Below are 14,164 nucleotides of genomic sequence, written 5' to 3'. Positions count from 1 at the left end.
ATGCGGCGCGGGCAGAATTTCAATGCCCTGTGTGCGGTTTTCCCGGTATCTCACTTTGTCTTGATTGCGGCAAGGGCCAGTGCGAGTTCTTTCTCATCCAGCGTCACAAGCTTTGCCGTTTCGGTGTAAACCAACGCGCAGATGAAGGTTTTACCCGGATAGAGCGGCTCAAGAATGCGTTTATAGATGGCGAGCTGCGCCTTATGGGAATGAGGCGTGTCAACATTGCCCTTTGGCGGAACACGGTTGGTTTTGTAATCGATGAGGATAACGTGATCGCCATCCACCGCCAATCTGTCGATACGCCCGGAGACTGCATAGTCGGTTCTGCCGAGGGTCAGCGTTCCCATGATAGAGACTTCTGCACGGCTATTGGCTGAGAAAGCAGCTTTCAACTCCGGATTGGCAAAGACAGAAAGCGTAGTCTCAATCAGATTGTCGCGTTCGCGTTGGGGCCAGAAGCGGGCAGCACGCTCTACATAACGCAAGGCAGCATCGCGGCGTTCTTCTTCCGCAAAATCCGGCAGCATCTGCATCATGCGGTGGATCAACCGCCCACGTTGCAGTGCTATGCCCGAAGACGATGCCTTTTCCGTCGCAAACAATCGCGATGTTACGATCAGATCATCCGCACCATCATCGATGATTGTACCGGCACCGGAGGGGCTGAGAGGTCGCGGCAGATAGGTCTGTGGTGGCAACGGCTCGCCTAGTGCTGCCGGCAGCACGAGACTGTCATGATGTTGAACCTCTGGCGTGTCTTTTATTTCAGCAGATGCGCCGCCTAGAGTTGCCCGCCATAAAAGACCACACCATTCCTCGGCACCGCTTTTCAGCGTGACGGACTGGCACCGTGTTTCATCCGAAGCAAGGCTTGCTGAAATCATTGCATGCCAGCAATCCGGATTTTCTTTCGGCCCGCGATATCCGCAGACAATCAAATGATCGGCAGCGCGGGTCATCGCCACATAAAGCAGGCGACGATATTCCTCGTCCGCCGACATTTTCAGCCGCGCTTCGTCGGCTTCGGTCAGCGTATTGCTGAAACCTTTGCCGGGTAGCCAGACCGGGAAGGAATTTTCTGTGGCTTCGATAAAACGAAGTTTCGGCAGATGACTGTGGTTGAAAGCCTTTGATGCGCCATCCACCAGGAAAACGACTGGCGCTTCCAGACCTTTGGACGCGTGCACGGTCATGATGCGTACTTCATTACGCTCCTTGTCCTGCTCACGTTTGACTTCCGGGGAGTCGGTTTCCAGCACGGAGATAAAAGATTGCAGACCCGGCAGGCCGGCTCGCTCATGGTCGAGTGCAAAAGACAGGAATTCGTCCAGAACGTCACTCGCCTCATTGCCAAGCCGCGCAAGGAACAGCCTGCGTCCTTCATAGAGCGCAAGAATGGCGGCAAAGAAGTCATGCACCGTTGCGGTTTTGGAAAGCGTTATAAAGCCCTGCAGACGTTCCATTGCTGCTTGATACGGCGAGCGGCTTTCACCGCTGCATAACCGCTGCAGGTGCTGCCAGACGCTTTCATTGTCCTCCCGCTTGGCTGCTAAGGTAAAAATATCGTCTTCCGACAGGTTGAACAGCGGGCTTTTCAGAAGTGCAGACAGGGAAAGGTCATCCTGCGGCAAAAGCACAAAACGCCCCAGCGCCAGTAGATCCTGAATGGCGATGTGGTCGGTCAGCCGCAGGCGGTCGGCACCGGCAACAGGAATGTCGCGTCGTTTTTTCAGTTCGCGGGTCAGGGCGTTAACGAAGGCGTGGCGTTTGCGGACCAGAACGAGAATGTCCCCCGCTTCAATCGGCCGGGTCACGCCTTTCTCGGTAATGGTCTGATTGCCAATCATCTCACCGATCCGTGCGGCAATTCGACGGGCTAGAACGGCAGGCGGTGCACTTTCTGGTAGCGAATCGAACGGTGCCGTCCAATCGTCTTCGGTGTCAGCTTGCTCGGCGGCAATCATCTCCCACACTTCAACAGTACCAGCCTGGCCGATGCGGTTGGAGCGATGTTCCACCGGCTCTCCCGTAAAGCTCAGGCCTTTGGCATTTTCCTCATTGGAAAACACCTGATCGACAGCCGACAACACGTCTTCGGTGGAGCGGAAGGAAAGCGGTAGGCGCACCGGATGGAATACCTGCTCGACCGCCGTCACGCGTCGATGTGTGTCGCGGCGCTCCTGCGCAAATCGCTCGGGCCTGGCTCCCTGGAAGGAGTAGATGGATTGTTTTTCGTCGCCCACGGCAAACATTGTGCGGCGTGTTTCACGCGCCGTGCGACCATTGAAAAAATCGGCTGCCAGAGACTGGATGATGGACCACTGCACCGGGCTGGTGTCCTGCGCCTCATCGACCAGAATGTGGTCAATGCCCTGGTCCAGCTTGTAATGAACCCATGCACCGGCTGTATCGCGGTTGAGAAGTGTTGCAGCACGTTCGATCAGATCTTCAAAGTCCAACTGGCTACGTTGCTTCTTCAGATCCTCAAATTCGGCAATCAGCCTTTCTGCCAGTACAAGTGCAGCGCGGGTTGCAGATAGCATGCGAAGCGTGCGGTAGGTATTGCGGCAGGCCGCCACATGCTCCTTTGCCGCGGCAAAAGCGTCACCCAGTTCCGGTGCTGCTTTCGACATCGCCTTGTTGAACAGGAAGGCATCGGTTTTGGGCGTGCCTTTTTCGGTCAGAATGGCCGCCTCGACAAAATCCATTCGTTTGACTGGGTCGCTTTCCTTGATCGCCAGCCGCAGCTGATAGGCAACCACTTCTGCCCGCGCACCGCCAACCTCGTCGGCAAGCGTCAGATAGGCGTCCAGCAATGCACCACTGAGATAAGGTAGGGGCCAGTACGCGCTCGCGGCATCCTGTTCGCTCATGCCGTCAGGAATAGCAAACTCACGTCGCAGTGCCGTATCAATGCCACCGCTTTTGCGGGCCAGTGCCAGAAAGGCGTGAATAGGGTTGCGGCTGGCGACAATGGCGCTCAACAGACTTTCCAGCCCTGTCTCATCACCAATATCCAGAACGTAAGCCAAAGCCTGTGAAAGCTCGCTGTCGCGATCACTGGAAACACTCGTCAACAGTGTTCGCCTTGCTTCGGCAAGAAGCGTCGAAGCGGCACGATCGTCAAGCACCGAGAAGTGTCCGGCGACATTTGCTTCCAGCGGAAATTGGTGCAGAAGCGCTTCGCAAAAGGCGTGAATGGTCTGAATTTTAAGACCGCCCGGCGTCTCCAAGGCGCGTGCAAACAACCGTCTTGCCTCGGCAAGCTTCAACCGATCCGGCTGCTTTCCCTCAATTGTCGCGATGCGGCGCGCCAGATCCTCATCCGGCAAGGTTGCCCATTCCGCCAGCCGGTCAAACACACGGCTCGACATTTCAGACGCTGCAGCCTTTGTATAAGTCAGACAAAGGATCGCCGATGGGCGGCAGCCAGCCAATAGCAGGCGAATAACGCGTTGTGTCAGAACGTGGGTTTTACCGGAACCGGCATTGGCAGACACCCAGGCAGAACCGAGGGGATCCGACGCACGTGTCTGCTGGCTGACTGTCCAGTCGATCCAGCTTTTCGGATCGTCATTGGCCGGATTATCGATGTCTGTTTCGTAATGCATGGTATCACTCGCCATCGCCGTCTCCCGCCTCTGCGGTAGACCACTCGGAAACCCGGGCCAGATGGTCGTATTCGCCGCCATAGGTCTGCTGCTGCTCGGGAATGAGGCGTGAGGCGAAACCACGTTCGCCGCGTTGCAGAAGTCCTACGAATTTTTCAAGCTGCTCAACCGATTCGATGGCCAGTTCCAGCGCCGACTTCGGCTGCTTTTTGGTCGAGCGGGTCGAGTGTTCGTTGTTGACCTGTTCGGACAGGAAACGTTCGCCGGGTCTCAGGCGCACGTAAACGAGGTTTTCCGGCTCCTGATTGCCAACATTGCGAAACGCGCCGCCTCGCAGTGCAGCGGCTTCCAGCGCCAATTGCGGGTCGAGCAGGGCGCGTGCCTGTTGTACGGAAGGCGACAGTCCGGTCTTGTAGTCGACAATGTCGGCCAAGCCATTTTTTTTCAGATCGATCCGGTCGGCGATGCCGGTGAGGCGAATACCGGCAAGTGGCATTTCCATACCTGCGGGAACCTCGGTGAAAGTACGCCGGATATCATGATGGCGTGCCTTTTCCCATTCGATGAAAGAGTTGGCGACGGCTGCAAACCGCTGCCGCCATACGACATCAATATGTGCAGGTAGATTTTCCGCATCAAAACATGCGTTCAGAATCTGGTGCATGGCCTCATATGAAGCCGGTGTGCCGGGAACATGTTCGGCTGCTGTGTAGCGCTCAATAATGCGGTGATACAACGTACCGCGATCAGCGGCGCCGGGATCTCGGTTGAACTCATCGATTGGATCAAGTCTCAGAATACGGCGTGCGTAAATGGAATAGGGGTCACGCCGTAATTTGCCCACTTCACTGAAAGAATAGCTTTTTGGTTGCAGTTCGGCAGGCGCAATTGGCGAGGGGCGTCTGGCCGGATCTTGCGACAGACCGCTATCCAGCATGGCTGCCCATTGTCGGTAGGGTTCGCCACGCTCTTTCAGTTGTTTTGCGAAATTCGGCCCACCCAGCGCCAGCAGGCGCTGCAGCCAGCGGGAAGCCACAGATGGTGCCGAGCCCTGCCGCAGCGAGCGGGTATAGAATATGTCGCGTGTTCCATTGGCCATGTCGAAATCATGCGCTAATTGACCAATACGGCGCTCCGGTGGTTCCAGCCCAATGGCGGTTTTCATACTGCGTGAAAGGAAAGGATTGTTGGTGGTCTGGCCTGGCCAGACGCCCTCATTCAGGCCCCCAAGGATCATTGTATCCATGGTCTGCAAACGGGCTTCCAGTGCACCGAAAATAAACACGCGAGGATGGCTCATGGCGCGCGGCTTGGTCGATTCTCCCGCCACCAGCGCCATGACAATATCAATCCATTGCGGACCGTCAGCATCCAGAATGTCGCCACTTTCCATCAACTCGCCCAACAGGTTGGCAAGTTTGTCACCGGCCTCTCCAGACCACAGGGCCGCCAGATCTCCGTTTTCATCAACGCAGATCGCTTCCAGCACGCGGCCCGTTCTTTCCGCCCATTGTGACAGGGGCAGACGATCCGTCCGCGGCCTGCCATTTTTGCCTTCGGACAGGAAAGTAGAGGTCAATGGTTCTATTGCTGGCAGGATTTTTTCTGCCAGCAGCGCTGCTTCTGTCGCAATCTCCTCCGGCAAGGCGCTGCGCCACTTTGGCGGATGGCGGTCTGTGCTGTGCTGCAGAAGCTGGTCGGCAAGCAGGCCGCTGATTGTGGCAATGTCGACTTCCTCGGTACCGCCACGCAACGCCAGAAGCTCCAGGCCGGTCATGCCCCGATCGTGTTCTTCAACCGTCGCACCGAACCGTGCAAGTGGATGTTTGAGAAGCGAGACTATCGCGACAGGATCACCCGGCCGCAAAATGGCCTCCAGTGCCAGCTGCAGGATGGTTGATTGTGGTGTCGCTGTCAGTGGGGTACCGGCGGAATCGTCCGCCTCAATGCCAAATCGCGCAAGTTCCGTTGCCACCCGACGGGCGAGTGCGCGGTCGGGGGTGATGAGTGCTGCCTGAGACTGAACGCCATGGCGACCGGGCTTTTCCAGTGCAAGGCGTAACGCAATGGCAATTGCCGTGGCTTCTTCACGCTCATTTGCCGTTTCAATAAGGCAGGCGTTTTCAAACGCCTCTTCGAAAATTGATTGAGGATTTTCATCCCGCCAACGACCCCAGTCGTCGGTGACCTGCGCAGGTGCCATGGCGGCAGAAAACACGGCGGCCCGTTTTTGAAGTGCTGGCGTTGGCGTTGAAAGGGCTTCGACGTCACGACGCAGCACGCCAAGCTTTTGCAACAGGACAAACAATCCATATTGTGGATGTGTACGGCTGGAAGGATCGTCCGGTTCGGTGGCAATCGCCTGCCAGTTCTCTTCGGGCATGTTGGTATCAAGACCCGGAAGTACGACAACACCTTGCGGCAGTCGGGACACGGACACGATCAGATCAGCCGCTGCCGGAATAGAGCCTGTGGAACCGGCAACAATAACCGGGCCGCTATCGGTAAGTTTTGAAAGGCGCTGTGCTTCGGCACGCAGAACTGAATTCATGTGCCGTCCAGACGAAGAACGGTTTAGCTCGTTCAGCCGGGCTGGCCAGAACTGACTGGCAATTCTGAGAAAGTCGGCTGTCAGTTGCCACCACTGCGCATGTTCGCTGGTGTCCAGTTCGCCCAGCCGTTCCCAATCCAGTTCCTCGGTGTCCATGGCATCAATCACCTCGGCCAGCGACCGGGCAAGCCAAATGGCATCGGCAGGGCTGGCGGGTGCGACAAGTGGCGAATCGGAATGCACGGCGCGGATCGCATCAGGCAGGCTGTTTCGCCAGGCTAGGATCAAACGGGCCAGTTCCAGAAGTCTTGCCGTGCCGGAAATTGGTGGAGCAAGATCAAGAAGCGCAGGCATTTCGGCATCAAAAAAACCGCTATCGTCATCCGTTTCACCCAGTGGGCGGATAACCGGAAGAATGGCTGATTTTCCGCCGAGAAGATCCACAAATTCGGAGCGCAGATTACGGGCCGAACGACGGGTCGGCACGTAAATCGTCACCCGTGCCAGCGACAGGGGATCGGTTGGATCGTAACGGTAATCCGGCGTTAGTTGGCCATTGCAGAGTGTTTCCGCAAGCGTCTTCAGAAACGGGCTACCAGCGGCGATGGTAACGATGCGCTGATGATGAGCGGAGCCGCTCATGCCGCAACCTCGCGGTTAAAACGGCGGATCGTCATTTCTGCAGCTTCAATAGCATCCGGCGTACCAACCGTTATCCATTCACCATCTAGCATGGTGCCAAACAGGCGGCCTGCTGCGATCGCCCGGTCGAAATAGATATTCAGATTAAAGGGTTCGTCAGGCGCATCGGCAAGCAACCGCGAATCCATGGCGATGGCACCGGCGTAGACGACAGGATTGTCATCTCCATCACGGTAACGTGCCAGGCGACCATCACTGTCGAGATTGAAGTCTTTTTTGCCATTATGGCCGGTCGTATGCTCCAGCTTTACGCACAGCATCGCCATATCCATGCGATCACTGTCGAAGAATCCGGCTAATTTTTCGAGCGCCGTCTGTTCGAGGTCAGGGCGTTCGAGCCAGAACAGATCCGCATTCATCACCATGACTGGGCCGGCTGGCAACAATTTCAATCCTTTGGCCAATCCACCACCCGAATCCATCAACCTGTCGCGTTCATCCGAAATCAGGATATTTGCACGATCATAGTGTGCCAGATGCTGTTCCATTTGCCCGGCATGGTGATGCACGTTGATGGCAATGGTATCGATGCCAGCCTGTGTCAGGGCATCCAGGGCATAATCGATCATCGGTTTACCACCGATTGCCACCAGCGGTTTGGGGGTCGTGTCAGTGATAGGGCGCAACCGGGTGCCAAGACCTGCTGCCAGAACCATTGCATTGCGAATTGTCATGTTGCCTGTTCGGTTCGAGACGTCATTTGTTCAAGCATCAGATGATCCGCAGACCACTCCATCGTGTTCGGTACGATGCTTTAGAGAATGCCGATATCAGCCTTGATTAACCAGTCCCGCAAGGGGGAAAGCCGATCATTTTTTAATACGGCTTTAAGGTACTCCATCGTGCGCGGCATGTGGCGCATATATCCCGGTTTGCCATCCCGTTGCATCAAACGTACCCAGATGCCGGCGAGCTTGCAATTACGCTGTGTCGCCATAATGGCGAAGGTGTCGTGGAACTTCGTTTCATCAAACGTCGCGTCCTGCTGACGGCGCAACACAAGGTAACGTTCGAGAAGCGCGTCTGACAGATCAGGACGTATGGTCACACGTGCATCTTGCACCAACGACGCCACGTCATAGGCAGTTGGCCCAATCATCGCGTCCTGAAAATCAATGATACCGACCTTGCCAGCACCGGTTCTGTCATCTCTCCAGATAATGTTTGGAGAATGAAAATCGCGTAGCAGCAAGTTTGTCTCGCTGTCGGCAAGCTGGTCGATCAGATCGTCCCAGATTGCAAAATATTCGTCGTGCTCATCCTGGGATGCGGCAGACCCACGTTTCCACGGCAGATACCAGTCGATCAAAAGCGACACTTCCACTTTCATGGCGGCGCGATCGAATCCGGGTATTGAATAGGTTTCGCTGTCATCGACCGGCAAAATTCCGGGTGTTTTCAACGCATGTAGGCGTGCAAGACAGGCGACACTTTCCAGATAACGTTCCGCTATAGGGTTGCCCGCTTCATCGAGAACCCCTTCGCGACCGAGATCTTCCAGCAGCAACAGCCCCTTGCCGATATCGGCGGCGTGAATGGCCGGTGCCGACAATCCATTGCCGGAGAGATAATTGCCTATAGCGATAAAGGCCGGTGGCGTTTGCGCAATATGGGCAATTTCCGCATAGGTCTTGCCGTCCTGGATAACAGCGCCTTTGGGCGGTGTCGGCCAGTCCATCAGGATGAGGTTAGGTCCGTCTTGCGGCAGAATGGTTTCATAGGCACGAGTTGACGCGTCACCCGTCAAGAAGCGGCGTTTCGCCGTTCCATGACCAGCTCTTCCGAGAAAATCCGCAATATCCAAAACGCGCTGCAGACGGTCCAGAATGCGGGCAGGGCCTTCCAGTTGCGCAATACGCCCTGTGCCGGAATGCTCCAGCTGCAACGTTAGCAGGCTATTGCGTGGTAAATCCTCTGCTGCAATATCCGGCCACTCGATGAGGCAAATGCCGTCTTTTAGCATTTCATCGAGCCCGAGTTCATCCAGTTCACTGACGTCCGACAGGCGGTAAAGGTCGAGATGGTGGACAGGTATGCGCAGATTGTAGCTTTGTACGATGGTGAAGGTCGGGCTTGGAACTTCAAGCTCTTCGTCGTCTGCCATGGCGCGGATGAATGCCCGCGCCAATGTCGACTTACCGGCTCCGAGATCTCCGACCAAAGCAATACAATCGCTGGGTTTCAAGGTCAGGGCAAGTTGCTCGCCCAGCCGCATCGTGTCCGCTTCTCCTGCCAGTTGGATATGCATGATCGCGGACACGGGTTTGCTCACTCTGCAGCGATAGAGTGCGGGTTGATGTAGGACGGGATACGGCAGGTCACGACCGTGCCTTCGCCCGGCTTGCTGTCGATATGCACTTCACCCTTATGCAGGCTGACAAAGCTTTCAACGATCGAGAGACCAAGACCGGCACCACTGCGACGGCCGCCATTGCCACGGCTTGAGAAACGATCAAACACCGTCTTCAAAACGTCTTCTGGAATGCCCGGACCCTTGTCGGAAACCGAGAAGACAAAATCGCTGCCATTGCGGTTGCAGCTCAGCAGGATTGTCGAACCTTCCGGGGCAAAGTTGGCTGCATTGGTCAGAAGCTTGATCAGGATCTGCTTCAACCGTTGATGGTCGGCAACCAATGTACCGAGCTTCACCGGTGCGGCAATTTCCAGCTCGACATTGCTTTCATGCAGCTTGTCGGTGATCTGTTCAGCCACATCGTCCAGCAAAGAATTCAGATCATTTTCGCTGTATTGCAGCTGCATGATACCGGCGTCCACGGTCGCCAGGTCGAGAATGTCGTTCACGATGGTCAACAGCACGGACGACGATGTCGAGATATGATCGATATATTCACCCTGCCGATCGTTCAGCGTGCCGATGCCCGGCGTCTTGAGCAGATCGGTAAAGCCAATAATATTGGTCAGCGGTGAACGAAGTTCGTAGGAGACGTGCTGGACGAAATCGTTCTTGAGTTCATCGGCTTTCAACAGTGCGTCGTTCTTTTCTTTCAACGCCCGCTCTGCTCTGACGCTGTCAGTCATGTTGACGAAGGTCAGCATGGTCTGTGCGTCTGGCAATGGAATGATTGCATAATCGAGCACCAGCCCGGAAAGCAGTTCCAGCGTACCCTGTTTGGAGCGCCGTTCATCATCAAAGCTGGTGATGAACTGGCTGAATTCCCGCCAGCCATCTGGCTTTTCATAGGATGCAGAGCAAGCCTTTTCGATGGCCTTGATGTGAGTGCCCGGTTCTGCCTGTTCAGCAGTGACGCCCCATAACGCACGGAATGCCGGGTTGCACAGGCGGATGCGCCCATCCGCACCAAACACCGCAACGCCTTCGGCCAGATGGTCGATGGTCTCGCCCTGTACCTTGACCAACGTATTGTAACGGGTCTGCAGGTCCACCTGTTCAGTAAGGTTTTCAAACACCCAGGTTGCGCCGCCCTGCGGATGCGCAGTTGCGATAACCCGCAGTGTCTGGCCGTTTGGCAGGTGCCAGAGATCGGTCTGTGTATCCAGCGAACGATAAACCGAGAGGGCAGATTCTTTCCAGCTCTTCCAGTTCAGTTCTTCCGGCAGCTTGCCGGCTAGTCGCAAACGGTCAAACAGTTCGGAATTGTCAGGATGGCCTTCAAGGAAAACGATATCCAGTTCCCAGAGACGCGCAAATGCCTGATTGTAGAACTGAAGTCGTTGCTGGCCGTCGAAAATCGCCACCGGCGTTGCCAGATGATCGAGCGTTTCGGCATGGCTTTTCAGCGTACGTTTCAGCTCTTCACGAATGGCCTCGGCCTGCGATGTATCAATCGCAATACCGGCAGATCCGCCCGGTGTCTTGACATCGACCACATCAAAGAACGTGCGGTTGCCGTTCACGACTGTGGAAATCCGGTCGGAGAACGGCGATTCCGGCGTGGTGACGGCGCGGATTTTTTGGCGTGTCACGGTGGTCAGAAGTTCACGCTGTTCCTTGACGGCATCGGCGGCATTGCTGGAATCGACCGACTTGCCATAGGCGTGGTTAACCCAAAGCAACTGGCCATCGCTGTTGCGACGCCAAACAGGCTGTTCCAGTGCGTCGAGCAGTTCTTCAAAAGCATTGATGGAAGACAGCAGTCTTTCGCGCTCGATCCGCAGTTCTGCCAGTTCGGCGCGCAGATTGCTAAGCGCAATAAAACGGGCAAATGCTTTGCCACCTGAAACCCGGCCCTGAACCTCGATAACCTCATCGCGGTGGGTTTCAATGGTCAGGTCAAAACTCTGCGCATGGCTGCGCAGCTTTTCAATTGCCTTCTCAAGCTGGCTGGCTGAGCCGGATTTCAACCAGCGGCCAAACGCCAGGAAATCGGCATCATTTTGCGGAGCACCGGTCTCAACAGGAAGCTGCCCGATAAAATCTGGGCGCTTGCCGGTATTTTCCCAAACCACGATTCGGCGGCTCTTGTCGGAAATCAGTGCCTGATAGGTATCAATCTTCTGGTTGGCATCGGCAAGCGCTGTGCGGTAATCGCGGCTTTCCGCCTCGATATTGCCGCGCTGACGCACCAGCCAAACAACCGACAGCAGACTTGCTGCCAAAACGCCAATCACCAGCGAGAAGCCGATGGTCTCGCTGGAGGAGAACAGCCGCTCTCCGCTGGTAATGATGTTTGCTTCCTGTGCCTGCGCAACACCTGCCAGCGTCGTGCCGGACAGGAATGCAACAAAGCGACCACCGAAAACAGAAACCCGGTTACGAGCCGTGCGATAGAACCGCACATGCGCGCCGGATTTTGGTGTGGGGCTTGTTTCGCCCACGTTTTTTTGTACCCGCAGAAGCGAGTTTTTTATCTCTACCGACATTTCCGGTCTGTCTCCGTCCGTTGTGCCGCTCATCGACAAGACATCCCATTTTCGCGTGACGTCCGATCGGAAGCCTCACGAATCAAGAGCTTAAACAATACTGCCTTAGGGAATCTGCGGGAAGGGACTGGGCCAAAAAAGAAATGGCCCGCTTTGTCAAGCGGGCCATCACTATATATTGTGGATAAATTTGATATGGTTAATATCTGTAGTGCTCAGCCTTGAATGGGCCCACTTTTGATACACCGATATAGTCGGCCTGAACGTCAGAAAGTTCTGTGAGCTTCACGCCAAGCTTCTCGAGGTGAAGGCGGGCAACCTTTTCATCGAGGTGCTTCGGCAGCACATAGACGTCGTTTTTGTATTCGCCTGGCTTGGTGTACAGCTCGATCTGGCCCAACACCTGGTTGGTGAAGGACGCCGACATCACGAAGGATGGGTGACCTGTGGCATTGCCAAGGTTCAGCAGACGACCTTCCGACAGAAGGATCATGCGGTTGCCCTTGGCAAACTCGATCATGTCGACCTGTGGCTTGATGTTGGTCCACTTCAGGTTCTTCAGTGCAGCAACCTGGATTTCGTTGTCGAAGTGGCCGATGTTGCCAACAATCGCCATATCCTTCATCTCGCGCATATGCTCGATGCGGATAACGTCCTTGTTGCCGGTTGTGGTGATGAAGATGTCAGCCGAAGAAACAACGTCTTCCAGACGGACAACTTCAAAACCGTCCATAGCGGCCTGCAAAGCGCAGATCGGGTCGATTTCGGTAACCTTGACGCGGGCGCCAGCGCCCTGAAGCGAAGCAGCCGAACCCTTGCCAACGTCGCCGTAACCGCACACGACAGCAACCTTACCAGCCATCATCACGTCGGTAGCGCGGCGAATACCATCGACCAGCGATTCCTTGCAGCCATACTTGTTGTCGAACTTCGACTTGGTAACGCTGTCGTTGACGTTGATTGCTGGGAAGGGGAGAAGACCCTTTTTAGCCAGGTCGTACAGGCGGTGAACACCTGTGGTGGTTTCTTCGGTCACACCCTTGATTGCTTCGCGCTGCTTGGTGAACCAGCCTGGCGATGCCTTGAGGCGCTTCTTGATCTGTGCAACGAGAATTTCTTCTTCTTCAGAGCCCGGGTTGGACAGAACGTCTTCGCCAGCTTCTGCGCGTGCGCCGAGCAGGATGTACATGGTAGCATCGCCGCCATCGTCCAGGATCATGTTGGATGGCTCGCCGTCGGTCCACTGGAAGATTTTGTCGGTGTATTCCCAGTATTCCGTCAGGCTTTCACCCTTGATCGCAAAAACAGGAATGCCAGCAGCGGCAATAGCGGCGGCCGCATGGTCTTGCGTGGAGAAAATGTTGCAGGATGCCCAACGAACATCAGCGCCGAGTTCCTTCAACGTCTCGATCAGAACAGCAGTCTGGATCGTCATGTGCAGCGAACCGGAAATGCGTGCGCCCTTGAGCGGCTTGGAAGCACCGAATTCGCTGCGGCAGGCCATCAGACCCGGCATTTCGGTTTCGGCGATATCGAGTTCCTTGCGGCCAAATGCGGCAAGATTGATATCAGCGACGATATAATCTTTGGTTTCAGTGCTCATGCGTTTCTCCAGATCAGTGAGGTGCGATCCGCACCCCTTGGTGGCAACTGTTGGCCAAGGGGTGTATCAGGCTTAAACCAATCTGGCAATAATGATATAAAGAAGTCTTTATGTCTTTATATGACTTTACGCTTCTTCACCGAAACGGTTGGCAACCAGCGCGTCGAGAGCGGCAAGCGCCTCTTCAGCCTGATTGCCACTTGCTTCCACAAGCACCGTGCAGCCAGGGCTGGCTGCCAGCATCATAAGACCCATTATCGAGGTTCCGCCAACCGTCATTCCGTCTTTTGAAACGGTGATCTCGGCGTCAAATCCGTCAACCATCTGCACGAATTTTGCCGAGGCACGGGCATGCAGGCCGCGTTTATTGATAATCAGCAATTCGCGCGATAATGGCGACATGGGTGTGAAATGTCCGTTATTTTCCGCTCAAGACGCGGCTGGCAACATTGATGTACTTGCGGCCCGCATCGGATGCTTCCTGCAGCGCCTTGTCCATATTGTTCTCACCGCGCACGCCGGCCAGCTTGATAAGCATAGGCAGGTTTACACCGGCAATCACCTCGATTGGACCATTATGCATAACGGAAATCGCTAGATTTGACGGTGTACCGCCGAACATGTCGGTCAGGATGATAACGCCGTTTCCATCATCTGCACGCGCAACGGAATCAAGAATATCCTGCCGGCGCTGATCCATGTCATCTTCCGGGCCGATTGAAACCGCTTCGATCAACTTCTGCGGACCTACGACATGCTCTACCGCATGACGAAATTCTTCAGCCAGCTTGCCATGAGTGACAAGCACAAGTCCGATCATGAAATGCTCCCTTGCACACGCATTCTAATTGC

The 14,164-nt window shown here is 55.5% G+C and carries 8 protein-coding genes; all 8 read right to left on the bottom strand.

All coding sequences use genetic code 11. From position 1 onward, the window contains the following. Positions 1-50 precede the first annotated feature (50 nt). The 8 genes from addA to HGO37_RS15535 all read right to left on the bottom strand — a co-directional run bounded on the left by addA (position 51) and on the right by HGO37_RS15535 (position 14,132). Positions 51-3,629, bottom strand: coding sequence for a double-strand break repair helicase AddA (gene addA / locus HGO37_RS15570; protein WP_250984123.1), 3,579 nt, complete (start codon positions 3,627-3,629; stop codon positions 51-53). Further along, the gene (gene addB, locus HGO37_RS15565) at positions 3,619-6,807 is read right to left on the bottom strand and encodes a double-strand break repair protein AddB (RefSeq protein ID WP_250984122.1); all 3,189 of its coding nucleotides are present in this window, start codon (positions 6,805-6,807) and stop codon (positions 3,619-3,621) included. The genes addA and addB overlap by 11 nt, the downstream gene beginning before the upstream one ends. Further along, positions 6,804-7,541, bottom strand: coding sequence for a nucleotidyltransferase family protein (locus HGO37_RS15560; RefSeq protein WP_250984121.1), 738 nt, complete (start codon positions 7,539-7,541; stop codon positions 6,804-6,806). The genes addB and HGO37_RS15560 overlap by 4 nt, the downstream gene beginning before the upstream one ends. A gap of 80 nt (positions 7,542-7,621) precedes the next feature. Further along, entirely contained in the window at positions 7,622-9,115 is a 1,494-nt protein-coding gene (gene tsaE, locus HGO37_RS15555) for a tRNA (adenosine(37)-N6)-threonylcarbamoyltransferase complex ATPase subunit type 1 TsaE (RefSeq protein ID WP_250984345.1), read from the bottom strand. A 20-nt stretch (positions 9,116-9,135) separates the two neighbouring features. Then, positions 9,136-11,709 (bottom strand): sensor histidine kinase, encoded by a 2,574-nt coding sequence (locus HGO37_RS15550; protein ID WP_405049462.1) that lies wholly within the window; start codon positions 11,707-11,709, stop codon positions 9,136-9,138. A 199-nt stretch (positions 11,710-11,908) separates the two neighbouring features. Beyond that, positions 11,909-13,312: an adenosylhomocysteinase gene (gene ahcY / locus HGO37_RS15545; protein WP_250984119.1), complete on the bottom strand. Its 1,404-nt coding sequence runs from the start codon at positions 13,310-13,312 to the stop codon at positions 11,909-11,911. Between the two features lie 126 nt (positions 13,313-13,438). Further along, positions 13,439-13,714 carry an HPr family phosphocarrier protein gene (locus HGO37_RS15540; protein WP_192490618.1) on the bottom strand — a complete coding sequence of 92 codons (276 nt, stop codon included), beginning with the start codon at positions 13,712-13,714 and terminating at the stop codon, positions 13,439-13,441. 16 nt (positions 13,715-13,730) lie between these two features. Beyond that, a complete protein-coding gene (locus HGO37_RS15535; protein WP_192490619.1) occupies positions 13,731-14,132 on the bottom strand; it encodes a PTS sugar transporter subunit IIA in 402 nt (133 codons plus the stop codon). Positions 14,133-14,164: the final 32 nt, after the last annotated feature.

This window comes from Rhizobium sp. CG4, assembly GCF_023701965.1.
Classification (GTDB): Bacteria; Pseudomonadota; Alphaproteobacteria; order Rhizobiales; family Rhizobiaceae; genus Agrobacterium.
This window is presented reverse-complemented; position numbering and strand designations above follow the sequence as displayed.

Excerpts from the sequence above, each read along its gene's own strand:
- tsaE (WP_250984345.1), bottom strand. The coding sequence starts at position 9,115 with ATGCATATCCAACTGGCAGGAGAAGCGGACACGATGCGGCTGGGCGAG.
- ahcY (WP_250984119.1), bottom strand. The coding sequence starts at position 13,312 with ATGAGCACTGAAACCAAAGATTATATCGTCGCTGATATCAATCTTGCC.
- addB (WP_250984122.1), bottom strand. The coding sequence starts at position 6,807 with ATGAGCGGCTCCGCTCATCATCAGCGCATCGTTACCATCGCCGCTGGT.
- HGO37_RS15535 (WP_192490619.1), bottom strand. The coding sequence starts at position 14,132 with ATGATCGGACTTGTGCTTGTCACTCATGGCAAGCTGGCTGAAGAATTT.
- HGO37_RS15560 (WP_250984121.1), bottom strand. The coding sequence starts at position 7,541 with ATGACAATTCGCAATGCAATGGTTCTGGCAGCAGGTCTTGGCACCCGG.
- addA (WP_250984123.1), bottom strand. The coding sequence starts at position 3,629 with ATGGCGAGTGATACCATGCATTACGAAACAGACATCGATAATCCGGCC.
- HGO37_RS15550 (WP_405049462.1), bottom strand. The coding sequence starts at position 11,709 with ATGTCGGTAGAGATAAAAAACTCGCTTCTGCGGGTACAAAAAAACGTG.
- HGO37_RS15540 (WP_192490618.1), bottom strand. The coding sequence starts at position 13,714 with ATGTCGCCATTATCGCGCGAATTGCTGATTATCAATAAACGCGGCCTG.